26 protein-coding genes and 1 riboswitch are annotated in these 25,320 nt (G+C 40.0%); of the genes, 21 read left to right on the forward strand and 5 right to left on the reverse strand.

The features are described from left to right. The first annotated feature begins 147 nt into the window (after positions 1-147). From HII17_RS09095 to HII17_RS09115, 5 genes are all read left to right on the forward strand, one after another. Complete coding sequence (locus HII17_RS09095; protein WP_169075064.1) at positions 148-489, forward strand: hypothetical protein; 342 nt, start codon at positions 148-150, stop codon at positions 487-489. A 121-nt stretch (positions 490-610) separates the two neighbouring features. Then, complete coding sequence (locus tag HII17_RS09100) at positions 611-997, forward strand: VOC family protein (RefSeq protein ID WP_169075065.1); 387 nt, start codon at positions 611-613, stop codon at positions 995-997. A 137-nt stretch (positions 998-1,134) separates the two neighbouring features. Further along, positions 1,135-1,440, forward strand: a complete 306-nt coding sequence (locus tag HII17_RS09105; protein WP_169075066.1) for a contact-dependent growth inhibition system immunity protein — start codon at positions 1,135-1,137, stop codon at positions 1,438-1,440. 102 nt (positions 1,441-1,542) lie between these two features. Continuing rightward, positions 1,543-1,836 carry a hypothetical protein gene (locus tag HII17_RS09110; RefSeq protein WP_169075067.1) on the forward strand — a complete coding sequence of 98 codons (294 nt, stop codon included), beginning with the start codon at positions 1,543-1,545 and terminating at the stop codon, positions 1,834-1,836. A gap of 216 nt (positions 1,837-2,052) precedes the next feature. After that, positions 2,053-2,700, forward strand: a complete 648-nt coding sequence (locus HII17_RS09115) for a hypothetical protein (RefSeq protein WP_169075068.1) — start codon at positions 2,053-2,055, stop codon at positions 2,698-2,700. 313 nt (positions 2,701-3,013) lie between these two features. Here the strand turns inward: HII17_RS09115 and HII17_RS09120 are convergent, their stop codons facing one another. Next, entirely contained in the window at positions 3,014-3,907 is an 894-nt protein-coding gene (locus tag HII17_RS09120) for a hypothetical protein (protein WP_169075069.1), read from the reverse strand. Positions 3,908-4,300: 393 nt separating this feature from the next. Further along, positions 4,301-5,287, reverse strand: a complete 987-nt coding sequence (cysK, locus tag HII17_RS09125) for a cysteine synthase A (protein WP_169075070.1) — start codon at positions 5,285-5,287, stop codon at positions 4,301-4,303. A 130-nt stretch (positions 5,288-5,417) separates the two neighbouring features. Here cysK and HII17_RS09130 point away from each other — a divergent pair, with 130 nt between their 5' ends. Further along, the gene (locus tag HII17_RS09130) at positions 5,418-5,870 is read left to right on the forward strand and encodes an Lrp/AsnC family transcriptional regulator (protein ID WP_169075071.1); all 453 of its coding nucleotides are present in this window, start codon (positions 5,418-5,420) and stop codon (positions 5,868-5,870) included. A gap of 6 nt (positions 5,871-5,876) precedes the next feature. Here HII17_RS09130 and HII17_RS09135 read toward each other — a convergent pair whose 3' ends face one another. After that, a complete protein-coding gene (locus HII17_RS09135; protein ID WP_169075072.1) occupies positions 5,877-6,545 on the reverse strand; it encodes a substrate-binding periplasmic protein in 669 nt (222 codons plus the stop codon). Between the two features lie 273 nt (positions 6,546-6,818). Here HII17_RS09135 and acuI point away from each other — a divergent pair, with 273 nt between their 5' ends. Further along, positions 6,819-7,802 carry an acrylyl-CoA reductase (NADPH) gene (gene acuI / locus HII17_RS09140; RefSeq protein WP_169075073.1) on the forward strand — a complete coding sequence of 328 codons (984 nt, stop codon included), beginning with the start codon at positions 6,819-6,821 and terminating at the stop codon, positions 7,800-7,802. Here acuI and HII17_RS09145 read toward each other — a convergent pair. Further along, positions 7,799-8,737, reverse strand: coding sequence for an SdiA-regulated/phytase-like domain-containing protein (locus HII17_RS09145; RefSeq protein ID WP_211185320.1), 939 nt, complete (start codon positions 8,735-8,737; stop codon positions 7,799-7,801). The two genes, acuI and HII17_RS09145, sit on opposite strands and share 4 nt — an antisense overlap. Positions 8,738-8,795: 58 nt before the next feature. Then, positions 8,796-10,709, reverse strand: coding sequence for a DNA topoisomerase III (locus HII17_RS09150; RefSeq protein WP_169075074.1), 1,914 nt, complete (start codon positions 10,707-10,709; stop codon positions 8,796-8,798). Between the two features lie 146 nt (positions 10,710-10,855). Here HII17_RS09150 and HII17_RS09155 point away from each other — a divergent pair, with 146 nt between their 5' ends. The 14 genes from HII17_RS09155 (at position 10,856) to folM (ending at position 25,277) form a co-directional block, all read left to right on the forward strand. Then, complete coding sequence (locus HII17_RS09155) at positions 10,856-11,527, forward strand: substrate-binding periplasmic protein (protein ID WP_169075075.1); 672 nt, start codon at positions 10,856-10,858, stop codon at positions 11,525-11,527. A gap of 94 nt (positions 11,528-11,621) precedes the next feature. Then, complete coding sequence (locus HII17_RS09160) at positions 11,622-12,635, forward strand: hypothetical protein (protein WP_235938698.1); 1,014 nt, start codon at positions 11,622-11,624, stop codon at positions 12,633-12,635. 83 nt (positions 12,636-12,718) lie between these two features. Continuing rightward, positions 12,719-13,693, forward strand: a complete 975-nt coding sequence (locus HII17_RS09165) for a hypothetical protein (RefSeq protein WP_169075077.1) — start codon at positions 12,719-12,721, stop codon at positions 13,691-13,693. Then, positions 13,690-15,519, forward strand: a complete 1,830-nt coding sequence (locus HII17_RS09170; RefSeq protein WP_169075078.1) for a M14 family zinc carboxypeptidase — start codon at positions 13,690-13,692, stop codon at positions 15,517-15,519. Before HII17_RS09165 ends, HII17_RS09170 begins: the two co-directional genes overlap by 4 nt. Positions 15,520-15,576: 57 nt before the next feature. Continuing rightward, positions 15,577-15,768, forward strand: a riboswitch (cobalamin riboswitch). A gap of 111 nt (positions 15,769-15,879) precedes the next feature. After that, positions 15,880-16,728, forward strand: a complete 849-nt coding sequence (locus HII17_RS09175; protein ID WP_169075079.1) for an ABC transporter ATP-binding protein — start codon at positions 15,880-15,882, stop codon at positions 16,726-16,728. Further along, positions 16,721-17,737 (forward strand): FecCD family ABC transporter permease, encoded by a 1,017-nt coding sequence (locus tag HII17_RS09180; RefSeq protein ID WP_169075080.1) that lies wholly within the window; start codon positions 16,721-16,723, stop codon positions 17,735-17,737. Before HII17_RS09175 ends, HII17_RS09180 begins: the two co-directional genes overlap by 8 nt. Before the next feature lie 9 nt (positions 17,738-17,746). Then, a complete protein-coding gene (locus tag HII17_RS09185; RefSeq protein ID WP_169075081.1) occupies positions 17,747-19,243 on the forward strand; it encodes a cobyric acid synthase in 1,497 nt (498 codons plus the stop codon). After that, positions 19,233-19,832 (forward strand): cob(I)yrinic acid a,c-diamide adenosyltransferase, encoded by a 600-nt coding sequence (gene cobO / locus HII17_RS09190; protein ID WP_169075082.1) that lies wholly within the window; start codon positions 19,233-19,235, stop codon positions 19,830-19,832. The genes HII17_RS09185 and cobO overlap by 11 nt, the downstream gene beginning before the upstream one ends. Then, positions 19,832-20,677 carry a cobalamin-binding protein gene (locus HII17_RS09195; RefSeq protein ID WP_235938699.1) on the forward strand — a complete coding sequence of 282 codons (846 nt, stop codon included), beginning with the start codon at positions 19,832-19,834 and terminating at the stop codon, positions 20,675-20,677. Before cobO ends, HII17_RS09195 begins: the two co-directional genes overlap by 1 nt. Positions 20,678-20,897: 220 nt before the next feature. Next, positions 20,898-22,781 carry a TonB-dependent receptor domain-containing protein gene (locus HII17_RS09200; RefSeq protein WP_169075084.1) on the forward strand — a complete coding sequence of 628 codons (1,884 nt, stop codon included), beginning with the start codon at positions 20,898-20,900 and terminating at the stop codon, positions 22,779-22,781. 145 nt (positions 22,782-22,926) lie between these two features. Then, complete coding sequence (gene folK, locus HII17_RS09205; protein WP_169075085.1) at positions 22,927-23,415, forward strand: 2-amino-4-hydroxy-6-hydroxymethyldihydropteridine diphosphokinase; 489 nt, start codon at positions 22,927-22,929, stop codon at positions 23,413-23,415. Between the two features lie 124 nt (positions 23,416-23,539). Continuing rightward, a complete protein-coding gene (folX, locus tag HII17_RS09210) occupies positions 23,540-23,917 on the forward strand; it encodes a dihydroneopterin triphosphate 2'-epimerase (protein ID WP_169075086.1) in 378 nt (125 codons plus the stop codon). Further along, complete coding sequence (gene folE / locus HII17_RS09215) at positions 23,914-24,552, forward strand: GTP cyclohydrolase I FolE (protein WP_169075087.1); 639 nt, start codon at positions 23,914-23,916, stop codon at positions 24,550-24,552. Before folX ends, folE begins: the two co-directional genes overlap by 4 nt. Next, positions 24,549-25,277: a dihydromonapterin reductase gene (gene folM, locus HII17_RS09220; protein WP_169075088.1), complete on the forward strand. Its 729-nt coding sequence runs from the start codon at positions 24,549-24,551 to the stop codon at positions 25,275-25,277. Before folE ends, folM begins: the two co-directional genes overlap by 4 nt. Positions 25,278-25,320: the final 43 nt, after the last annotated feature.

The following is a 25,320-nucleotide window of genomic DNA, read 5'->3' on the forward strand; positions in this document are numbered from 1 at the left end:
TGACAATTTATAGTGGTTTATCAAGTCAAGGAGGATAAACCTAACAAGCCATTGCAGTGCAGGACTTTTAACAGTTGGCTTTCCTCACTGCGTTCGTTATTTTAACCAACTATTAAAAGCCCCTGAATGGGGCGTTAGGCGTACTCGATGGTTCAGTTCAATAAAAATAGAATCGAGATAAATGGAAACACTGTTGAGTTGCCATACTCAATTTTGGAAGCTAAGGAATTCGGGCAGAACATTTTAGTTATTTTTGACTACATAGAGTTCAACCAAAACTCTGTAGCTCGCAATTTTCATTGTATAAATCAAGACGGTTCTGCTTTATGGGTTGCAGAAAACCCTACAACTAATAGTACAGATGCTTTTACTAATTTCTCTAGCCTCGATTTAAAACTTAATCAGGTTGTTGTTCATAATTTTGCAGGCTTTACATGCACTATTAGTCTAACTGATGGTAAGTTATTAAAAGGTGAGTTTACAAAGTAGCGCCTAACAAGCGCATTAAGTGAAGGGACTGCTAACGCTTGGCTCGGTTCCGCTTCGCTGCACAAGTATAGCCAAGCATTATTAGCCCCTTATGCGGGCGTTAAGTTGCAATGGAGTTAGTATGCCACTTAAGGTTGATCACATGACTTTGTTGGTTTCATCTTTAGTAAAAAGTATGCCGTATTACGACAAACTATTGAATTTAATTGGGTTCAAAAAAATACGGGATTATGTATGGACAGACGAAGATGGTTTTTTCATACAATTTAATCAAGCTAAAGATGGCACTAGTGAGTACGAACGTTATGGAGCAGGAATGAACCATATCGGCTTTTGCGCTCCTACACCTGAATTTGTCACTGATGTACAAAAGCAAATGAAAGAAGCTGGTTTTTTGGTTCCAGAAACCCAGCATAGAGATGGAGGAGTTGCTTTGTTCATGAAAGATCCAGATGGTATTCGTTTTGAAATAACATATTACCCACCTGGAATGGCTGTAGTTGATTAAGTATCGTTAGGTATAGCAACTTAACAAGCGCATTAAGCAACGGGACACATAACAGTTGGTTGGGTTCCGCTTCGCTGCACATTTTAACCAACTATTATTTAGCCCCTTATGCGGGCGTTAGGTACACAGACATAGTCATGGATGATATTTCAAAATTTGGTAACTTATCTCAGTTCTTTGGTGGTTACTTTCATCAAGATTTTATGGAAGAATTCGGTTCTCCTGAAAATGCGTTCAATGCATTTCTTTCAAACTCAAGTAAGGATTTAATTAAGCACACTCATAAAGAGTTGGACTCATTTCTAGCTTTAGAGCTAAGTGAATCTGAACTTGCTGAGTCACTTGGTTCTTTGTACTGTGATTACCTTCCAAGCTCTGATAATTTAACTATTAATGAGTGGCTTACAAAGTTAAGCAAATCTATGGTGCATAAGTGTACCTAACAAGGCAATAAAGCAGGAAAATTTACAGTTGGCTGTTTTCACTGCGTTCAACAATTTTAGCCAACAATAAATTTCCCCATATTGGTGCGTTATACGTAATCTATGAATCAGTTAAGCACCAAACAAAAAAGCTTTTATAAAGAAATTGCCAGAATACTATGGGAAGAATGGGATCCTATTGGTGTAAACGACGGAGATAATCAGTGGAATGACGAATATGATAGTTATGTGCCACACACGTTTAAGCTTGCTTTAGATAATGCAGACGCATCTAAAATAGCTAAACATTTATCAACTGCGATTATCCAAAATATGGGATTGTCTTCTAACCCAAATCATGATTTAAGAGTTGCGCAGCTAATTACAGAAACCAAGATTAAGATGCTTGGGAGCTAATCACGTATAACAAGCTGTTTAAGTGCGGGACTGCTAACGTTTGGCTCAGTTTCGCTTCGCTACACATTTTAGCCAAACATTAATCAGCCCCTTAACAGGGCGTTATGGTTACTGATAGAGAGTGGCCTGTATTTTTGACTTTGACCTTCCGGACGGTATTACGCTGCCGTTAGTCGAAATCTTATCGCTGTTCCAGTAAAGGATATATACGTACAAATGCCAAAAATAGTGAAAGACAACAACGATGGTACCTTTACCGTTTATAGCGAAAAAGAGTGGCTTCAACGCAGAACAGGTACTGGGATATCAATCCTATTGATCGTGCTTTGTGCCTTTATTTATTTTTTTGTGAGTAACCTCCTTAATACCCAAGTAATTAAGGACTTTGGATTTCGCCAGTACCTTAGTAACTTCACCCATTTTTACAGAGGTGATCGCTGTGTTTGGATAGCAGGCGACACTGATGGCAATACAGGCACGCTTTTTAATCTGTATGCAACCCCAGACATAAATAGCCGCGTTGTGAAAGAACTGTCTTATCCAATCATGGTTCAATATCGTGGTAAAGAGTCGTCAGAGTATATAGAGGTAACAGAGCACTCTACGTATACGCGGCCCGTTCGCTGGAGCGCGGTAACAATCTACAATGACGAAGATATAATGCTAAATGGTTATATGGATCGCGGTCTCGATGATAGCGTTCACGAGTCACATCATTTCGCTATAAAAGAAAATTTAGTTAACGTATATTCCTCTGACTTTGCTCGCCACTATAACTTTGACAATAAGAAGTTAAGAGGCAATCGATATGCACTGTACTTAGATGTACTTTGCAATCCAAGTCTTGTTGAAAACTTAAACTGAGTATAACAGGCAACTCTCTAGTTATTTGTGCTAGCTAGCGTTAATGAGGGAAATATGAATTAGGACCTTATTCAATTGGATGGAGCTATTGGAGATAAAGAAAAACCAAAACAAGTGCATCAAATGGACAAATACTGGTTGGCTCCTACGCTGCGCTTCGGATTATAGCCAACCAGCATTTGCCCGTTATGCGGGCGTTACAATCGTCCGCTATTGGCACATATGCGAAGTTCGATAGGGAACGAACTACAGACGTCGAAAGAAGGGCGTTTCTTATCAATTGCTTGCTGCTTCCAAAGCTTATAGATTTTATTTAGGGATTTATCTCTATTATTCTGCCCTCTCCCGAGTCGTGGTTTATGATTTCTAAATTCAAGGTGTTATCTCCGTGATTGACTGCGATGTAATGCTTATCGTCAATATAAATATGAGAGGAGCGTAGTACTGGCTTGAATTTATTAATACTTTTGTCATCGTTGTTATATCGAACATACATGCCGTATGATTTTAAAAAGACTAAACCATCTTCCTGTTCCCTAACTCTAACTACCTCATGATTCGGAAATCCCTCTAAAATAACGTGTTGGAACGTATCGCAATTTTTAGAAACGATATAGCCAGGGTAATGAACACTCCCATTTGAACGGCCAAAAGCTCTTACAAAGGAATACAGGTAAATTGATTTTCCATCTTCTGATATATTTGAATTTAATGAAGAGTTTTCAAATAGCTTATTTTCTTTCCCGAAAATAGCTTTTGCATCTAATGTCATTTTACAGGAAATAGATTGCGAACTTTTATCAATGACTACGTAATAACGTTCACTATTATCAAAACAAATTTGCGCAATAAAATTCTGATTCTCATATCGCGTAGAGCAATTTTGGAGTTTGTCATTAGAAAGCATCTTTGATACAAAAAATGCGTTAGGGGGTATCCGCTTTTTAGTCGCCTTTCCTGAGGTTAATGAAACTTTATTTTGATAGACGTTGCCAGCCGTCGTGCTAGATGCCGTCGCTCCATGGTGACCAATTGCCTCTGCCATATGATTGGTTTTATGTTGATGAGTAAAATCCTGATGATAAAAAATAACTTCCTCTTTGTTTTTAAAGGGGTTGAATCTAATGACCGAGCTTTTATCCACATCCGTAGTTACGCACCCAGTTAATAAAAATACTATTAAACAACCTAGAAAATTTTTAATCATTTTATTTCTTATTTAGTTAGCTGTGATCGATAGTACATTATTTCCTGAATAGTTCACCAACCAAGCGTTATCAATAATAATTTTTGACAGAACATTGCAAAGACCAAACACGACAGAAGTATTAGTTAAACTGGGATGGTAGGTATTGGTATTTCAAAAATTATAGGTAATTGATGTGCCTAGAATGAATCAGTATAGACACTATTTATACCTGAAGTTATTAAAGTCAGTTATATGTGAGGGTAGCTTTAATAGGTCGGTGGTTGATGGTTATTTGATATTGGTTATATTAGGGGATTATTTCACTAAAGTGAATTTGAACATGGTGCCGATAAAGGTAATTGGAACGTCGGCACCTTATTCAATTTTATTGCGTTGACATTACGCCATTCGTTACGCTTCAAATAATTCTGTACTAAAATAACGTTCGGCAGTGTCAGCCAATATGGTGACAATTTTCTTACCTGAATTTTCGGGGCGTTGGCCAACCTGTATTGACGCGCAAGCAGCTGCACCTGACGAAATACCAACAGGCAATGCTTCTTTAATTGCTAATTCTCGCGCATAGTTAATCGCGTCTTCATCAGTTATCGCGATGACTTCATCTAAAATGTCAGTGTCTAATACATCAGGAATGTGACCAGAGCTCAACCCTTGTATCTTATGAACACCGCTACGACCTTCTGTAAGTACGGGGCAAGAAGCTGGCTCAACAGCAATAATTTGAATATCTGGATTCTTTGCTTTTAATGCTTGGGCAATACCTGTGATAGTGCCGCCAGTGCCTATGCCAGCGACAACAATATCAACATCACCGTTGGTGTCTCGCCAAATTTCTTGTGCAGTGCTATTAAAGTGCATGATAGGGTTTGCTTCATTGCCAAATTGATCCAGCATTACAGCATTTGGTCGCTCGGCAATCATAGCTTTTGCTTTATCAATCGCTCCTTTCGTTCCTAATTCTTTTGGCGTTGTAACTACTGTAGCACCATAATGTTTAATTAGACGGCGGCGCTCTATCGACATATGTTCAGGGATCACTATGGTTAATGGAATGCCACGTATGGCACAAATCCATGCACAGGCTACGCCATTATTCCCTGATGTCGCCTCTATAATTTCTGTACTTTCTGTAAACTGCTCTGAACGCATAAGCGCATCAATCATAGCTTTTGCTGGACGATCTTTAATTGAGCCAGCAGGATTAAAGTATTCAACTTTGGCCAAGATGTCTGCTTGTACGTTAAAAGCTTTTTGTAATCGACTTAGGCGGATAATCGGTGTATTACCAATGGTTTGGGTAATATCGTCATAAATTTTATTTTGTTGAAAGTACTCATGCTCGCTATTAAGCAGGGTGTTTGATACGGCAGCGTTCATTCGGCATCTCCTAATTAGTCTGAAAACATTATCACCGAACTTTGAGGAAAATAATTTTCAAATAATGCTTTAAAATGATACTGAGTGAGAATATATTTCTATAAAATAGGTGATTGGTAGGAATTTAATTTTGGATAGGCTTGATAAAGAGATTGTAAGACTGCTTCAGCAGGATGCGACACTGTCAGTTTCTGAAATTGCGGAACGCATAGGCTTAAGTACGACACCTTGTTGGAAAAGAATTCAACGGCTTGAGCAACAAGGGGTGATCATTAAACGAGTTGCCTTAGCTGATGCCGAGTCTTTAGGATTGCATATGACTGCCTTTGTCTTGGTGAAGACGACAAGCCATGAATCAAATTGGTTAAATGCTTTTGCAGAGCATGCGAGTTCACTTGACGAGGTAACTGAATTTTATCGTATGAGCGGTGAATACGACTATATGCTTAAAGTGTTAGTTAAAGATATGAAGGCTTATGATTTGTTTTATAAAAAGTTGGTGTCAAATGTAGATATTGCTAACGTCACCACCAATTTTGCGATGGAGCAAATTAAATACACCACGGAATTACCTGTTAATTAAGCATGACTAGTTCTTTTGCCAATCATTAAGTCCGTAATTTTGCAGTATTTGCTGTAGTTCGCCAGAACGTCTTAACGTTTTAGTGCCTTCGTCGACAATTTTAATCAGATTAAGTGACTTTTTATTTGCTGGTGAGCATGCAATATACATATTGGAAGGCTGGCCTACATAGCCTGCGAGCTTTATTTTTCCGCTAAGGTTCAGTTCATGCATGGTCACCGACATTACGGCTGGGTTTTCAATAATGGTATCAATACGGCCATGCAGTAACTTTTGAATGTTTGCAGACAGCGGCTCTGCGCCCGTTACAGCTGAAAATTTATATTCATTTAATTCAATTGCTTTATTGATATCTTCGGCACTGTAAGCATACCCTTCAATTATGCCAATGGTTCGATTTGTTAAAGAATCGATATCTGTATAAATAAACTCGTCTTCGTCACGCACATATATGGCAGTAGTTACTCGGCCCCAGCTCTCTTTAGGAAACACAAAGCTAGGTGCATCGTCATGGTAGGCACCAACGACACAGTCAAACTTACCGGCTTCTGTTTCTGTCACGGCTCGTTGCCAAGGCATAAGTTGATAGTCAATGTCATATCCATGACGGCCAAATATTAAACGAGCAAACTCAATCATGTAGCCCGGATTTTCACTCCCAGGCTTGCCGTTCATTGGGTACCAATAATCCGCGCGAATGGAAACCGTATTCGCGTAGCTACTTATTGAAAGCAGGAAACAGAAAAGTGAAATTAATTGCTTTCTCATTATTGGATTAGTTTAAAAGGCGATAGTTAAACTATGATTTATTGCGTTAGTTAAAGCAATATGGATTTACGTTAGTTTATTGATCGAACTCATGAATTTGCTTTTGTTTTACTTTGGTCGAATAGGCAGGTTGTAGCGAAGTTGTTAGGGTGATGACTTATTTCTCAATAAGGCCAAGCTATGTTTAACGCAATTGTTATTAACAAAGAGTCCGAGCAGTATCATTCAATATTATCTGAATTGGACGTCATCGACTTACCTGAAGGCGATGTGCTGGTAAATGTTGAATACAGTACGATTAACTATAAAGATGCCCTAGCTATAACTGGTCAAGCACCAGTTGTTAGACAATTCCCTATGATACCGGGCATCGATTTAGTAGGTAAAGTTGAACAAAGTAGCAATGGTAATTTCAAGGCCGGGGACTTGGTACTTTTAAACGGTTTTGGCGTTGGTGAAAGTCATATGGGAGGACTAGCGCAAAAAGCGCGGTTAAAAGGGGAATGGCTGATTAAGCTACCAAACAATATATCTCCATACACGGCAATGGCTATTGGTACAGCAGGATATACGGCAATGCTTTGTGTTTTAGCACTAGAGCAAAATGGGGTTTCACCACAAAATGGAGATGTTTTAGTCACTGGTGCTACTGGTGGCGTAGGAAGTTTCGCGATAGGGCTGTTAAATAAACTTGGATACCGAGTAGTAGCCAGTACAGGTGACGAGGCTCAATTTGCGTATTTAACCTCGTTAGGTGCGAGTGAAATTATTGCCCGAAGCGAGCTGTCTGAGCCCGGAAAACCGCTAATGAAAGAACGTTGGGCCGGCGCAATAGATTCAGTGGGTAGCCACACCTTGGCAAATGTCTGTGCTAGCACAAAATACGGTGGTACTGTTGCAGCGTGTGGTTTAGCGCAAGGAATGGATTTTCCTGCTACGGTTGCACCATTTATTTTACGTGGCATTACTTTGGCTGGTATCGATAGTGTGATGCGACCAATTGCAGACCGAGAAGAGGCGTGGCAGCGCCTTTCTGACTTAATAGCGCCATCAATGATCGAGCAAATATCTACAAAAATTGGCTTAAAAGAGTGTTTAGACATCGCCGAACCATTGCTGAACGGAGAGGTTACTGGCCGAATTGTGGTAGATGTTAATGCTTAGTCTTGCTTAACAGCGTCAATCTTATCGGTGGCTGATTGTTCATCTAAAGAAATTAGGTAAGCATTACCGCCGATACCTTTAAATGCTTCATCGGTAAAGACTAAGGTATTGTTGTCGACAAAAGTCAGAGATTCTTTTTGGGTAATAACGCCTAAATCTATTTTTCTGACTTTTCCGGAGAAAAAGTCATTTCCTTGCCATTGTTCAAATAGCCATATAGTTCGATGATCCAATAAAGCCAGTTTTTTACGATCAGGGCTTAAAGCAGCTGAGGTAATCCAGCAAAGTTCTTTAATATAAGTGCATGTAACGAAAGAGCTAATATACTTGGCTTCATAATTATCGGCATGATCGCCTATTCTAAAGAGATGTGTTTTGCCATCAAATGGCTTAGTTCTATTTTTGGTGAATAAATATAGTGAGTTTTGGTAATAAACAAAGGCTTCTACATCATGGTTACCATTTGACTCTGGATGAATGGCGTCAGGTAAAATTGGGTATTTAAATTTGATTATTTCTGCGGTTGTTGTCGCTGTTTTTATATCGATAGGGTTTTCAATTTTGTAAACGGTAAGCCAAGTTCTTTGGCGACTGTTATTGCCAAAGTCACCTATGAAAAAGTGACCGAAGCTATTTTGCGTCATATCTTCCCAGTCTTTATTTAGGGCATTGGTTATTTCTATGGTTCGTACAATTTCGCCTTGTCTGTTTAGATGGTAAAGCAATGGTCCATCACCACCATCATTAATTGCCCAAAAATTGCCATGTTTATCAAATTCAGCACCTGATATTTCATTAACTTCTGGAGCAATAGAGGTGATTTTGTTGTGGTAAAGTTTATATACTCTAAAGCCAATAAAACAAAAAACGATTACCAGTAGAAGCGCAAATGTTGTCGCTATTTTTGTTTTTATTTTGTTTAGCGGCGCTACCATAGTTAAATGTGGTTAATTCATAAATAGATGCAATTAGCTTAACTTATTTTTTATTAGACTAGGCTGCTTTTTTTGTTCGACGTTTTCGTTTTTTGAAACTGGGTTTCTTCATGGATTTTAAGCCGCGAATTGATTCTGGCAATGTTGCACCCGCTTGCAGGATTAATTCGTGCAAAGTTTGATTGAGTGGTTGCATAAAGCTTTGGTAATTGGCTTTTTGTTCGGCAATATTATTTAATGTTAGCTCCCAGTGTGCAGTCATATCTGGTAGTGAACATTGCACAGGCAGTGCATCAATCAACCCTTTACCGATATCAGTAGCGTGTATTTGTTTACCTTGTCTAACTAAAAAGCCGCGTTTGAATAACAAATCAATAATGCCTGCTCGTGTCGCTTCTGTGCCTAATCCGTCAGTTTCTTTAAGTACGGCTTTTAATTGTTTGTCATGAACAAATCGAGCAATACCTGTCATTGCTGCCAATAATGTTGCGTCGGTAAAGTATTTAGGTGGTTGCGTTTCTTTTTCGAGCAAGTGACCATGTAAGCAGTGCAGTTGTTCACCTTGATCAACCTTGGGTAAGCTTTTGTTTTCTCGCTCTTCATCTCCAGTTCGTTGAAACAGCACTTTCCACCCTATTTGGCTAGGAACGTTAGCACTTGCAGTAAATAACCCACCGGCAATGTTTAATAAAATTTTAGTGTGTTCATAACGATATGCAGGATAAAACTGTGCGATATATTGCCTGCAAATAAGTTGATAAATGTTCTTTTCAAAGTTGTTCAAGGAGATATTGTTCGCCGGTTTTTCCGTTGGCACTATTGCGTGATGTGCTGAGATTTTTTTGTCATTCCAAGCTTTGCTTTTTATCGAAATATCTGCATCCTTTGCTGCTTTTGCTATGGGCGAATTACCGGCTGCGATATGGCTGATTATCGTATTGGCTTGCGACCAATGTTCTTTAGGTAAATACCGACAGTCGGAGCGAGGGTAGGTGATCAGCTTGTGTTTTTCATACAGCGCCTGACAGACATCTAACACGAGTTTTGCATTCATTGCATATTGCTTGGCAGCATCAATTTGCAGAGCTGATAAGTTGTAGGGCAGTGGTGAATTTTGTGATTTTTGCTCTTTATTTACTTGCGTGACTTTTGCCGTTTGCTGCGAAATTCTACTAACAACATTTTCTGCTAACGATTTAACTATAATTCTACCTTCTTCATCCATGTATGGCTCACATGCTTTACTTGGTTGCCACTTGGCGATAAAAGTTTGCTGGTCGCTGGTTTGAACTTCAGCATCAACTTCAAAATAAGGTTTGGCAATAAAGTGCTCTATTTCTCGGTTACGGTTAACCACCAAACCTAATATTGGGGTTTGTACACGACCGACAGATAACACACCTTGATAGCCCACTTTGCTACCCTGAATGGTATAAGCACGGGTTAAATTGATGCCGTATAGCCAGTCGGCCCTGCTTCGAGCTAATGCAGAAATAGACAGTGGCATAAAAGTTTGGTTGTCTTTTAGCTGGCTTAGTGCCTTTTTGACAGCAGTTAAGTTTAAATCGCTGATCAGTAATCGCTTTATGCATTTGCGCTTACTGTCGCTAATATTTAAATAATCGATCACTTCATCGACCAGCAATTGTCCTTCGCGATCAGGATCGCCGGCATGAATAATTTCATCGGCTTGTTTAACCATTCTTCGAATAACGGCAAGTTGGTTTTTGGTTTTATATTTAGGTTTTAGGTGCCAGCGGTCAGGAATAATAGGTAGAGTTTCTAGTTGCCATTTTTTGTATTGTTCACCGTAAGCTTCTGGCTCTGCTTGCTCCAAAATATGGCCAATGCACCAAGTCACGATATCACCATTACCTACCTCTATGTAACCTTGCTGCTTCTTGTGCGGTTTTGGAAGTGCGTCAACAATGGCTCTGGCTAAACTGGGCTTTTCGGCGATATACAGTTTCATTCTTTTCATTTAAATTTGTGCTGGTAATGACAGTGTATAGCGATACTGTTTAAATATCCAGTACCTGTTAGGGCAGTTAATAGCTTGTCTAATTAGGGAAAACATCGCTATGATGTTTGAGCGTACAGATAGGCAAGGGATTGTAGGTGTTTCATTTTATTCGGCTAATATTGCTCTTTGGTTACTTATCGCTTTCTAGTTATTCCGTTGCTTATGCGAAAGGGCAGCATATCGATGTTATTGCTATTGAGTACCCGCCATTTGTGACAAGCGCGCAAGATAACTATGGATTTACTTTTCAGTTATTGTCAGATTATGCGCAAAAGCATTTTATTCAAGAAGTGAAACCACTATTTCTCCCTCCTGCAAGGGCGCAGATGGTGATTCAATCAGGTAAATGGTGTTTGTCGTTTTATCCGCCAGTAGATATTGAAAAACGATTCTTTATTCCGCTTTCAGAACAAAAAGTTAAACTGAGTTTATATAGGCTTAGAGAGCCTACAGAGTTTAGATGGAATTCACTAGAAGAGCTCAAAGGAAAGAAAGTTGCAATTTTACGATCTAATCAACATGGTAGAGTGGCGAAAAAATATCTTGAAGCCGGTATGAAGCTTGTGCCAGTTGAAAGCATTTCACAAGGCTTGAATATGCTTTTATATAAGCGTGTAGATTATTGGGCAGCAGCTGAATTTGTGCTCGATAGTTTAATTGTAGAGGAAACTATTCGTGATAAACTGCAGTTTGCACAAACGGCGATTCATGAATTTCCGATTGGTATTTTTTACAATCCAGACTGCGCTGCTACTTTATTTAAATAGTGGTGTGGATATGTCGAAATAATTCAAAAAATTTTGTAATAAATTGGCGCATTGTTTGACTATAAGGCTATCAAACCATTTCATGGAAGAGCCAATGCGTACTTCAGCTAAAAAACGACTCCACTTTTTTATAATTGCCATTGTAGTTTTTACTCTTGGTTTCCAGTTATTGCCTGAATCATTACCACTTAATGAAGGCTTAATTGCAACTTGGCCGTTAGCATTAGCCGTTGGTGGTTATTTTGTTTTATTGCCTGTTTTGTATTGGTTATGGGTTATTAAATCGGGGAAGCAAAAGCCGTGGAAAATATTAATTGTATTTTCCTTGGCGTGCTTGTGTGCGCGCTATAGCTTTCCAAGTAATATCGCTGAGTATTTTGAATTCATTACTTATGTTCGTTACCCAATAATTGCCATATTGTTGATTGTTGAGTTGTATCTGATGGTGACAATTATCAAAGGGCTTTGGCAAGCGCGCAGTCTATCGGGTGATCCTAGAGTACATACCTTTGATAAATATAAAAATGATGATAAAAAGCTGACCGCAGCATTGCCTCTTTCTTGGGAGCCTGCCAGCTGGTATTACACTTTCCCACGATTTAGTCGTAATCACCCTGAAGCATTAACTGCATTAAAACTCATGTCTTCTAATCGCTGGCACTGGCTCAGTATGATTGCCGTATTTTTTATTGCCGGTGTTATTAGTTATCAAGCTTTAGTCGGATGGAGTGAAATTGCTGCAGTTATTGTTGCCAGTCTATTTTTCTATTCCATCATACTAATTACCGCTAACCATCGTGTGTCTAAGCATTATTCTATTTATCAAAATGAAGAAAAGTTGATGATTAATGGTGCATTTTTGAACTTTTTAAGTGTAAATACATCAGATATTGCAGCGGTTAATATTGGCCAATTCAATAAAAAAGATAATAAAGAGCAGTTGATGATGGGGAAAGGGGATAAAGCCAATATAGAGCTTGTTTTTACTCAACCTCAAATCTATGTGGCTATGATGGGGTCGCTTAACGAACCTGTTGACAAAGTTTGGCTCAATGTAGCTAACCCGCAAAACATAGCCGATGCTTTAGATAAAACGGATAGCCAATAGAGTGTAACAAAACTTTGCAAACGACAAAGGTTAAGGTTTATTGATGTAAAGTTAAATAAGCCTGTTAAAAAATAGGATTTTTAATGCAATTTACATTAGTAAAACGAATTAACATTATCAGTGTGTTTGTAGTGGCATTGGTAAGCTCAAACATACATGCTACGCCATTTGGTGGTTATTCTGGTGCCATAGAGCAGCAGTTAATCGAACGGCTTCCTTTACTCATCAACGACCCTGTTCAGCTTGACCATCAAATAAAGCTATTACCGCAACAGCAACAAGTTATGATTCGGGCTAAAGCGCTTAAGTTGCTGGCGAACAAAACGCCAACTAAACAACAACAGGTTTGGGTAGAACAACAATTAAATTCTAAGTTGGTATTAACTGGTACAAACCCTGACCACCCAGAGCAGGTAATGACGCTAGTTAATATCGCAAGTTTAGCTAAAGCAACGCGTTTTCAATGGCAAATTCGACAACATTCGAGTCTACAGATTACTAAAATATTAGCGAATCAATGGCAGTGGCAAGACTTCGAACAACACAATAAACTAGCGCAACAAGCATTCAGTTATACATTAAGCCAGCTTTCAGAAAGTGGTATAGAGCAGTTACAGCAATCCGTATTCAATCAACAGTTTCTGTCACAGCTAACAAACCGTACCCTAGCTGGCTTGATTTTAGCTAAGCCAAGCCTGCAAATGTCTAAGCAGTTATTCGGTAATAAGACAGATGAGTTTAGTTATCAGCAACTAGGGCAGGTTCAGGATCTCTATGCGTCAGAGCAGGCGGTGGAATTACTAACATTAGCCAGCACCAATGAAAAATTGTTGTCGATGTCATTGATGAGGTTAAGTCGCACATATGCCAGTGAAGAAAAAGCGCGCTCGGTATTACTTACTTATCTTAAAAATAAAGAATCTGCATGGCTAGCAGCCAGCGCAATTAGCCAAAGTAATAATATCGAACTTAAACGATTAGTTAGGCAATTGAATGAGAAGTCAGAAAACAAAGCAGCAGCTTTTGCTTATCAACAGTTGCAGGAGGCAGAGCTATGAAAACGTTTAAGCTAGGCCTAGCTTTATTGGTGACTAGTTTCACTATACAGGCGGTTGAATTTACTTACACAGAAAATGACAACTCTGGCAATAATATTGCGCTTGGTTTTCCTGTACCGTTGCCAATGGAGTCACTCACTCCTGTTGATGGTTTTAGAACTTTTAACAGCCTAAATTTACGTCATCAACAACTAGCGGCAGAGTCGCCCTATATATTAGGGCAGCAAATCGGTGAAACGTTTAACAACCGTGCAATTATGGCTTATCAGTTGTCAGATCAAAATGATACTACTCATAATGGTGAACCAGAAGGAAGCGCATTAATTAATGGCGGTATTCATGCGCGAGAATGGCAAACACCTGAAGCTGTAACCGGCTATATGGAAACGTTGTTTGCTGGGCAAGACGATCAACATATCAACCAATACCTTTTGGAAAACTTGAATCTAGTCGTAATTCCCGTGCTCAATATTGACGGTTTTATACAGACTCAACGTTTTCCTGAAACGGTTACGCAATCAGAAGCTCAGCCACGTGATGGCCGAATGCGTCGCAAAAATATGCGTAATGTTGATGAATCTCTATCGACCACGGGTGACAATTTAGGTGGTATAGATTTAAACCGCAACAACGCTCCATATTGGGCAACAAACCCTGATAGAAGTTCTGATGATGTTAATTCGATCGTTCATCATGGTTCGGGTCCAGCATCAGAACCAGAAACCCAAGCGTTACAACAGGCTGCTGTTTTTGCAGGTGAAGATAGGTTACGTTTTTATACTGATACACATTCATTTACCCAAGTTTATTTTGCGCCATCTACCACTAATGATCGCCGGAATACAATTACAGGTCGGGTAGCGAATACGATGCGAGCGGTCAATGGTCATAAATACCGCTATAGCCCGTCTTCTGCAGGCGGAGGTATAGGCGCCACGGATGAGTATTTCGCCAATACCTATCAAATACCTTCTTATACGTTAGAAATTGAACCCGCAGATTCAACTGTTGAATATGGTGGTTTTGGTGTTTCTCATGATGGCTTTATTTTGCCAAATGCTGAAGTTGATAGGATGCGTAAAGAAACGGCCGCAGCTGCTGTCGCTGGCCTTTATATGATCAGTGCTCAGCCATTTTTACAAACGATAAAGCTTAGTGATGATAGTGGTACTGTTATTGAACAAGGCTGGCAGCTAAATGGCGATGGTACTCGAACGTTAGAAGTCATTACTAGTGGCGAATTGCAAGCTGGCTCAGCTTATCAGTTGTCTCTGGTTTTTAATAAACCGATGCGGGCAATTGAAGGCGATAACACAGTTGATTTCAATAGTTCATCTCAAGCCAATGGAATGGGGTTGGCTTGGCTGTTAGATACAGGAAGTGGTGAAAGTGATATTGCGATTGATACTAGTGAAGGCCAGTGGTTAACGTCAGGCTTTAATCATTATAAAACTGATACATATCAGGTAACTATTACTATGCCAAGTGACTTTGATTGGTCTACAAGTCAGTTGCTAAGCCTAAAAGTTAACGTTGTCGATATGGTAGGGCAACAATTAGATACCAACCCCGCAACGGTTGTTGATTGGCAAAATGGTCACTGGATAAATTTAGAAGATACCGCTGGTGAGTCGACAAGTGATTTAGGAGGTGTCGACCAGTCAATGCGCTTAATTGATGACGGTCGTCAATTGTATGCGCCAATCGATCCGGGTCCGGCACCTGAACCAGAGCCGCCTACAGAAAATGGTGGAGGCTCCTCTGGTGGCGGTAGTTTATTTTGGTTATTAGGTCTGCTGGCTGTAGGTTTGATAAAGCGTAAATAATACACGCACTAAAATAAGTGATAAAAGCAGGCATAACTTATTACCTTGTTGTGCTTGCTTTTTTTTTGCCAACCTTGATAATTGCTCTACACGATTAACGCTTGGGAATGAGGTGAGAATCCTCAACTGTACCCGCAACTGTAAACAGAGCAACGTATTTTCGTAAGGAAGTCCACTGGCTTTTAAAAGGCTGGGAAGGAATACGTCGAGATGCTGTAAGTCAGGATACCAAAGGTTAATTACCAGTTTTAACAAGTCGAGCGGGAATACTCGAGCATTGTCTTATCGATTATTAAATTAGTCGAGCTTTGCTATGCGTTTTTCCGCCTTTCTGTGATGCTTTAGCTTCACTGTAGAGCAATGGTAGTAGCATTGGCCAGTCAAAAAAGTATATATAACAGCACCAATGAAACGGTTAGTTTGCCGCAATTGTCGGTAACGAATTTGTGGTGGTTGGCGAATCGACAAAATATTCTTGAGAACATCTCTTTTTCAATTGAACCCGGTGAATTTGTTGGTTTACTCGGACCTAATGGTGCGGGTAAATCGAGTTTGTTAAGGTGTATTTACCGTTATATTGAACCGTCAAAAGGGCAAATAGAATACTCTGGTAAAAGCATTTGGCAGATAAGTCAGCAGGAATATGCAAAGCAGCTAGCGGTTGTATTGCAAGAAACACCTAGTCACTTTAATTTGTCGGTAAGTGACGTAGTCAGTTTAGGTTTACTACCCAACACGTCTATTTGGCACCGAACCAGCGAAAAAGAAAAGTACCTTGTTGAGCAAGCCATAGAAAAAGTCTCTATGTCTGAGAAAAAATGTCAAGCATTTGAGCAGCTGTCAGGAGGTGAAAAGCAACGGGTACTAATTGCTCGCGCCATAGTGCAACAGCCGCAATTATTGATTATGGATGAGCCAACAAGCCATTTGGACATAAAGTATCAAATTCAAATTATTGAATTGGCAAAATCTTTAGGCATAACAGTGCTCGCTTCATTTCATGATTTGAATTTAGCTAGCGTGTTTTGTGATCGATTACTCGTGCTTAATCAAGGCCGTTTAGTGGCAAATGGAACCCCCAATGATGTGATTGATTGCGCATTGCTTCATGAAGTTTTTGGTGTAAACAGTGATATCAAACCGCACCCGCAAAATAAGGCACCTCATATAACTTATTTCTATAGCGAAAAGGAGCAAGGTGATGAATAAACTTTCTCCTGTTATCGCACTAGTGTCCTTAATACTATTGAGCGGTCTATCGATTCTATCTGCCTTAGCGTTTGGCGCTGCGGATATCAATTTATTACAAACGCTTGGTGCACTTCGCTTGTCAGGTAGTGAGCCATTTGTTGAGCAAATTATTTGGCAGCTCAGAATGCCTCGAACCTTATTGGCCTTTATTGCTGGTGGCGGCTTAGCTGTCGCAGGATTGATGTTACAAACCGTGACACGAAACCCTTTGGCGGATCCTTATTTGTTTGGTATTTCTTCTGGCGCTGCGGTAGGTGTGGTGTTGTTTGTTGCTTTCTCTGGTGCCGGTATTTTTCATGTCGCTCAGTTATCGTTATCTGTGGCGGCATTCATTGGTAGCCTAGTAGCAATGGCATTGCTTTTAGCAGTATCAGGTACCGCCGTTGCTAAGCAAGTAGAGTCAATGCTGCTGGCCGGTGTAGCCCTATCCTTTCTATTTAGTGCGATAACGAGCGTTACTCTATATTGGAGCGACCCCCAAGCCATCAGCGCCGTATTATTTTGGACTATGGGCAGTTTTTCTCGAGCCCAATGGCCGCACTTAGTGCTACCCGGCATTTTGTTGGTGACAGTATTGTTGAGTATTTTATGCTTAAGACGACAATTTACTGCGTTATTACTTGGCGATGAAAGCGCGATAACGCTTGGCGTGAATGTACGTCGATTTCGTTTGTTAATGTTATTACTTAGTTCATTGCTGACGGCAAGTTTAGTTTCGGTGTGCGGAGGGATTGGTTTTGTCGGCTTAATGATTCCTCATGTCGTTAGATTTTTTATTTCACAAGCTCAACCATTAACGCCAGTGTTAGTCTGCTTGTTAGGTGGATTGTTTATGGTATGGGTTGATGTGCTTTCACGGCTATTACTTGCTAATCAAGAATTGCCCGTGGGTATAATTACCGGCCTTTTTGGTAGCCTGTTTTTTCTCGGTTTAATGTATATGCGTCAGCATCGTTATCAAGAGTAAGGTTGAATAATGAACACATTGATGATCCAAGGCACCACCTCTGATGCTGGCAAAAGTACACTCGTTACAGGATTATGCCGAGTATTGGCTAATCGAGGACTAAAAATAGCACCTTTTAAACCGCAAAATATGGCGCTAAATAGTGCGGTAACAGAAGATGGCGGTGAAATAGGTCGGGCTCAGGCATTGCAAGCTGTTGCTGCTAAAGTACCAGCACAAGTTGATTTTAATCCTATTCTTTTAAAGCCCAACTCAGATACCGGTGCACAAGTAATCGTTCATGGAAAGGCGCTTTCCAATATGGAAGCTGATAGTTATCACGACTATAAAAAAGTGGCGATGCAGGCGGTACTTGATTCTCACCAGCGATTAACCGAGCAATTTGACTACCTGATGGTCGAAGGAGCGGGAAGCCCTGCAGAGATAAACTTGCGTGAAAACGACATTGCCAATATGGGTTATGCAGAAGCAGTAGACTGTCCGGTAATTATTATCGCAGATATTGATAAAGGCGGAGTTTTTGCACATCTCGTTGGTACGCTGGCTTTACTTTCTGATAATGAACAAGCACGAGTTAAAGGCTTTGTTATCAACAGGTTTCGAGGGGACATTACGCTTTTGCAATCTGGATTGGACTGGCTTGAACAAAAAACAGGTAAGCCGGTATTAGGCGTTTTACCTTACTTACATGATTTAGCCCTCGATGCCGAAGATGCGCTATCAACAACCAATGTAGTTGCACAAAGTGCTATTAATATTTGCGTACTTTTACTGCCACATATTTCCAATCATACCGACTTTGATAGCCTGCGGTTAAACCCCGCAGTAAATTTGAACTATGTCAAAGTAGGACAGGCTATTCCAGCTGTAGATTTAATTATTATTCCAGGTTCAAAAAATGTTATTAGTGACCTTGAGTTTTTAATTGCCCAACAATGGGGCGAACAAATCAAACAACACCTGCGCTATGGCGGCAAACTGCTAGGTATTTGTGGTGGTTTGCAAATGTTAGGTAAGTCGATATTTGATCCTCTACATATTGAATCAAACATCAATGATATTAATGGATTAGGCATAGCAGACTTTGACACTGTGCTAACTGAGAAAAAAGCGTTAAACCAAGTAAGTGCAACTATTGTTGCCCAGCAGATGCTTGCAGCTGATAACGTGAAGCTTGAAGGCTATGAAATTCATTGCGGACAAAGTGATGGCAGTGCATTTGCTACACCGTTTGCAGAGTTTAATAATTCAAATGGCACCTTAGTCAGTGACGGCTTTATTTCTGAAGATGGCTTGGTGGTAGGTACTTACTTACATGGTTTGTTTGATAAACCGGAACCCACCCAGGCAATACTGAGTTGGGTGAAGCCTGAGCTCACCATCAAAGCACTGGACTTAAATGAACATCGTGAACAGCAATTGGAGCGACTAGCTAAAGTATGTGAGCAACATTTGGCTATCGATAACATCATTAATATTACGCAGGAGTTCGCCCGTGGCGATTGATAAAAGCCAAAATCATCAGAAGCGTCAGCAACGTTTAAAAGAAAAAGTGGACGAACGCATTGCTGCTGCGACCGAAGAACGTGGGATTGTGCAAGTAATTACTGGCAATGGAAAAGGCAAAACAACAGCTGGATTCGGCACAGTCATGCGTGCTGTAGGGCATGGAAAAAGTGCTGCGGTAGTGCAATTTATAAAAGGAGGTTGGGATTGCGGTGAACGCAACTTACTTGAAAAGTTCGATGTGCCTTTTGTGGTAATGGCTACAGGTTTTACGTGGGAAACACAAAACCGGGCGGAGGACATAAAAGCAGCTGAACAAGCATGGCAAGGCGCCAAAGCATTTTTGTCCGATCCGAAGGTCGATATCGTCTTACTGGATGAGCTGACTTATATGCTGAGTTATGATTATTTAAATGTTGATGACGTGATTAATTGCATTGCCAATCGACCCAAACATCAATTTGTAGTGGTTACCGGTCGTGCTGCCCATCGTAAACTGACCGAATTGGCAGATACCGTCAGTGAAGTGAAAAATATTAAGCATGCCTTTGATGCCGGTATTAAAGCACAACAAGGGTTTGATTATTGATGATTAAGTTAATAACCGGGTTAGCACTGTCTTTAACCATTAGTTTGTCAGCAGCCTACGCTAATGTTGAAGAGAATAGCCAAGCGCCGCTTAGAATTGTCGCACTAGCACCACATATAGTTGAAATGCTGTATGACATTGGCGCTGGCGATAACATTGTTGCCACTGTTGAATATGCGAACCACCCTGAAGCGGCCAAAGCGATACCTAGAATTGGCGGCCACCACGGTATTAGTATTGAACGCCTAGTCGCCTTAAAGCCTGACTTAGTGCTGTTTTGGCAAGGCGGTAATAAAGCACAAGACTTAGAAAAAATGCGACAGCTTGGTCTAAATGTGAAGTTAAGCCAGCCAAAAGCGTTAGAAGATGTTGCTAAAGAACTTAAGATGTTGGGTGAACTGACTGGCCATCAATTACAAGCGCTTAAGGTTGCCAATCAATTTACTAACAAGCTACAGAGTATTCGACAGTTATACCAAAACAAGCAGCAATATAGTGTTTTTTATCAATTGTGGTCAACGCCATTAATGACCGTCAATGAAGACAGCTGGATAAATCAGTTGATCACTAGTTGTAATGCGACAAATGTATTTTCACAAAGCCCAACGAAAACGCCACAAGTAAGTATCGAAAATGTCATTGTTGCTAACCCTGATGTAATTGTTATACCAGATGCACATTCAACGTCGCCTCAGCCGAAAGTTGGTTGGGAAAAGTGGCAGCAAGTTACTGCTGTTAAACGTCAGCGAATAATCCGAGTTAACGGTGATAATATGCACCGCTTTAGTCCCAAAATGCTTAGCGGGCTTGCTGATATGTGTCGTCAAATTGATAAGTTTCGGTAACGGCTCGCTGTTATCAATATCGATTGGTTAGCGTAACTAACCACTAGCGATCTAATAAGATCTAAGCGAGTAGCTTAGGGGAAGCTGATGAAAACTTAGCACTGCCCCCGCAACGGTGATTGAACAGTTCACTTTGAGTCTTGTTCATAAGTCCGACTACCTAAGCTGCTTATAAACAACATTTGTACTTGATGCGGCGGGCATCAAAAGCAGAGGAAATATGAAACATAAACTAAGTAACTCTCTCTTTAATAATAAAAAAGTATCTCAACATTCCATTATCGCAATAGCAATTGGTGCGTCGCTCGCAACTAGCCCAATGACATTTGCTAATAATTTAAGTGAAGAAGAGGTCATTACCGTAACGGCTAGTCGTACACCTGTAAATATAGATACAGCGCTTGCGTCAGTTGTTGTGATTACTCAGGCAGATATTGCGCGTATTCAACCAAAATCCTTAAACGATATCTTAGCGACAGTCGCAGGGATTGATATTACCAGTCAAGGCGGAAGAGGCCAGAACTCATCGTTATTTATGCGCGGTGCGAATTCAAATCATACCTTAGTGCTCGTTGACGGCATTCGAGTAAGTTCAGCAAGCCTTGGTTCTACTAACACCCAAATTATTGCTCCTGAACTTATCGAGCGTATTGAAGTGCTAAAAGGTCCACGTGCTGCGATTTGGGGATCTGATGCTATTGGTGGTGTAATTCAAATTTTTACTCGCAAACTACAAAGTAATGAATATTTTGCGGGTGCCACATTTGGTAGCGATAATTACCAACAATTGAAAGCCGGCGCTGGCTTTTCTCATGGCGACGGTCATACAAGTATTAGCGTTAACCGTGAAGAAAGCGATGGCTTTGATGTACTGGAAGCGGCTGAAGAAGATAATGACGGCTACGAGTTCGACTCTATAGCAGTAAAGGGTCAGCAGCAAGTAAGTGCTAACTTTACGCTTGATTGGTTGGCAAGAGCTGATCAAGGTGAAAATGAGTATGACAATGCCTGGGGTGGCAACAATGAAGCCGAAACTCGCAACCATGCGTGGTTAGTGCGCGGCACTTATAATGCTATCATCGGTCATGTGCAAAACAGTACAACGTTCTCGGTGGGTCAAAATCGTGATTTTGCAAGAAACTATGGCAAGCATTTAGCCGACAATACTGAAACAGAATTTGAGACTAAGCGTAATCAATTATCATTGCTTAATCACAGTCAAGTTTTTCCATTTTTGCAATTCAATTTAGGGGCTGATTTTTATCAGGAAAAATTAAACGGTACTACGACTTACGACACTGACGAGCGTGATGTTACCGGTATTTTTGCACATACGTTATACAATAAAAACAAGCTTACTTTTGAAGCTGCTGTGCGTTATGACGATGTCGAGCATATTGATTCGGAAACTAGCTACAACGTAGGTCTTGGTTACCAACTAGGTAGTGATACGCGAATTGCGTTAAATGCAGGTACCGGTTTTAAAGCCCCTACATTTAATGATTTATACTACCCAGCTAGCCCATATTCTGCAGGTAATGAAGATTTAGTCTCAGAGAACTCTGAAAATATTGAGTTGGTGCTAGAAACAAAGCTCGCAAATGTTGAGTTAGCGTTTAATGTTTATCAATCGGATATTGAAAACCTAATTGCTTGGCAGGCAGATGAAAACTTTTTCTACAAGCCAGAAAACATCAATGATGTTGAAATATCAGGTGTCGAATTCATCGCTAGCTATCAAGGTTTTGGCGGTGGCCACCAGCTAAATGCTAGCTATGTCGACGCTGAAGATAAAACAACAGGTAAGCAGCTTATTCGCCGTGCAAAAGAACAATTTAGTTATCAGTTTGATACAAAAGTAGGTGAATTGTCTTTATATGTTGAATATCAATATAAAGGAAAGCGAGATGATACGAGCTTTGCAACTGGTGATATTGAATTAGATAGTTATCAGTTAGTTAATTTGTCTGCCAGTTATCCGTTAACGGCAAATTTGACGGTTGAAGCACGCCTGACTAATGCTTTTGATGAAGAGTATCAAACAGCGCTAGGATATAATACGCAAGAAAGAGCCGGTTATTTAGGAATTAACTACGCGATGTAGTTAAACTTGCAAGACTGAAGAAGCCCACTTTAGTGGGCTTTTTTGTGTCAAACTTAAATGTTCAATTTATGCTACTCTGTAAGCCACTGAATAAGTAAGTTACGCGTGATTTTCACAAGTATTCAATTTAGAACGAGGAGTTTTCGTGCATCAAGTTTATGTCAGTATTGGTAGTAATATAGATCGCTATCAAAATACCAGAGTAGCACTTGACGCGATTGAACGAGAATTTAACGAAATAGTCTTATCAAAAGTATATGACTGTGTACCAATTGGCTTTGAAGGTGACAACTTTTTAAATCTTGTCGTAAGCTTTAAGTGTGAGCATACGGTAGCAGAGTTATCGCAAGTGCTGCGTCGCATCGAAACACAATGCGGCCGTGTTCGTACTGGACCAAAATTTAGTTCTCGCACGTTAGATATTGATATCCTTCTTTATGATGATTTAGTTGGTGAGTTTGATGGGGTTAGTTTGCCTAGAGGAGAGATTACCCAAAATGCTTTTGTGCTTTTACCATTGGTTGATATTGCAAGTGAAAAAGTTCACCCGCAGCACTTAAAGACTTATAAGCAGTTGTGGGATAGTTTTGATCACAAGAGTCAGAAGTTAGCGGTGATTGATTTTCAACGATAGTGTCAAAATCAAGCTGGTTTTTGTGGCTAAGTCAGGCAATAAGTGGTTAAAGCACTTTGGATTAAATGAACTAAATTGAAATACAAAACGTATTTAAATGAAAGAAATTGAGTAAGGTAAGATTATGAGCAGTAATGCTATTATTTCCATCACCAACCTTAGATTGAGAACTTACATCGGGTTTAATGAAGAAGAAAAGTGCAAGCAACAAGACATTATCATTAATGCTGAAATTCACTATCCGGCTAATAACTTATGTTTAGCTGACAATGTAGACAGCGCAGTCAATTATAAAGATATTTGTAAGAGCATTATCAATCATGTTGAAAATGGCAGATTTCTTCTTTTAGAAAAATTAACCAGCGATGTACTTGGCATATGTGCAGATCACCCTATGGTTTGTTTTGCGCAAGTAAAAATCGATAAACCTCACGCCTTACGTTTTGCAGATTCAGTTTCACTAACCTTGAGTTATAAGGCGGATGACGGAGCGAACCAATGATAGATAAAGATGCTCAACGTGTTCGGGATATATTGATTGAGAAAGGGCTTGAAACCCCTCTCATTCCCAATGATATGTCGGCTGAACAAAAGTATGATCGTATAAAAGCGTTGATGACGGAAGTTGTTGGAACATTAGGTCTAGATTTAAATGATGACAGTTTAGCGGAAACACCGCACCGAATAGCAAAAATGTACGTTCACGAGATTTTCGCAGGTTTGGATTATCAGAATTTTCCTAGCGTTAGCGTTATTGAAAATAAAATGGCGGTTGATGAGATGGTGAAGGTGTCTAACATTAACCTCACATCTACTTGTGAGCATCACTTTGTGACCATTGATGGGCTGGCTCAGGTTGCTTATATTCCTGATTCAAAAATTCTAGGTTTATCAAAAATTAATCGTATCGTCCGCTTTTTTGCACAAAGGCCTCAAGTGCAAGAACGTTTAACGCAACAAATATTAGTGGCAATCCAAACTTTAACAGAAACAGACAACGTTGCAGTATCGATAAACGCGACGCATTACTGTGTTAAGTCTCGAGGTGTGATGGATGTAAATTCGCAAACCTCAACCACCGCATTAGGCGGTATCTTTAAAACGAATCCGCAAACAAGAGCCGAGTTTTTACAGTGAAAGAAGTTGTATTAATCACAGGTATAGGAAAGCGCTTGGGATACGCGCTTGCATGTGATCTGCTTAACAAGGGCTTTGGAGTAATAGGGACGTATCGTTCTGTTTATCCTGCGTTGGATAAATTGCGTGATCGAGGTGCTGACTTATATCACGTTGATTTTTACCAACAAGAAAATGTAAACCAGTTTATTAGTCAAATTACACTAGCATACCCAAGTTTAAGAGCGATTATTCATAATGCTTCAGATTGGCTGCCTGATGCATCCAAGGGCGATAACAAAGAACATAGTCATGCAGAAATAATGCACAAAATGATGAATATTCATGTAGCGATTCCTTATCAATTGAATTTAGCATTTCAACAGCAACTAGAGCATTGTGAACCTGGGCCTGCTGATATTGTCCACATTAGCGACTATGTTGCCGAAAAAGGTAGTAAGAAGCATATTGCGTACGCGGCGAGTAAATCAGCAATGAATAATTTAACTTTGTCTTTTGCGTCATTATTGGCACCGAAAGTGAAGGTAAATTCCCTTTCACCGGCGTTACTTAAATTTAATGAATGGGATGATGAAGCATACAAGAAAAAAGCACTCGCTAAAGCCTTGCTTCCGATAGAGGCTGGCTTTGAAGAAGTTATTGATGCAATTCATTTGATTTTGAAAAGTAACTATATGACTGGAAGAAATTTACAGTTAGATGGCGGGCGTCATATTCGTAGCTGATCTTTAGTGTATTAGTAAGTAAAGCGTTTATTTGAGTCAGTGG

The sequence above is a fragment of the Thalassotalea algicola genome (assembly GCF_012932965.1).
GTDB lineage: Bacteria > Pseudomonadota > Gammaproteobacteria > Enterobacterales > Alteromonadaceae > Thalassotalea_F > Thalassotalea_F algicola.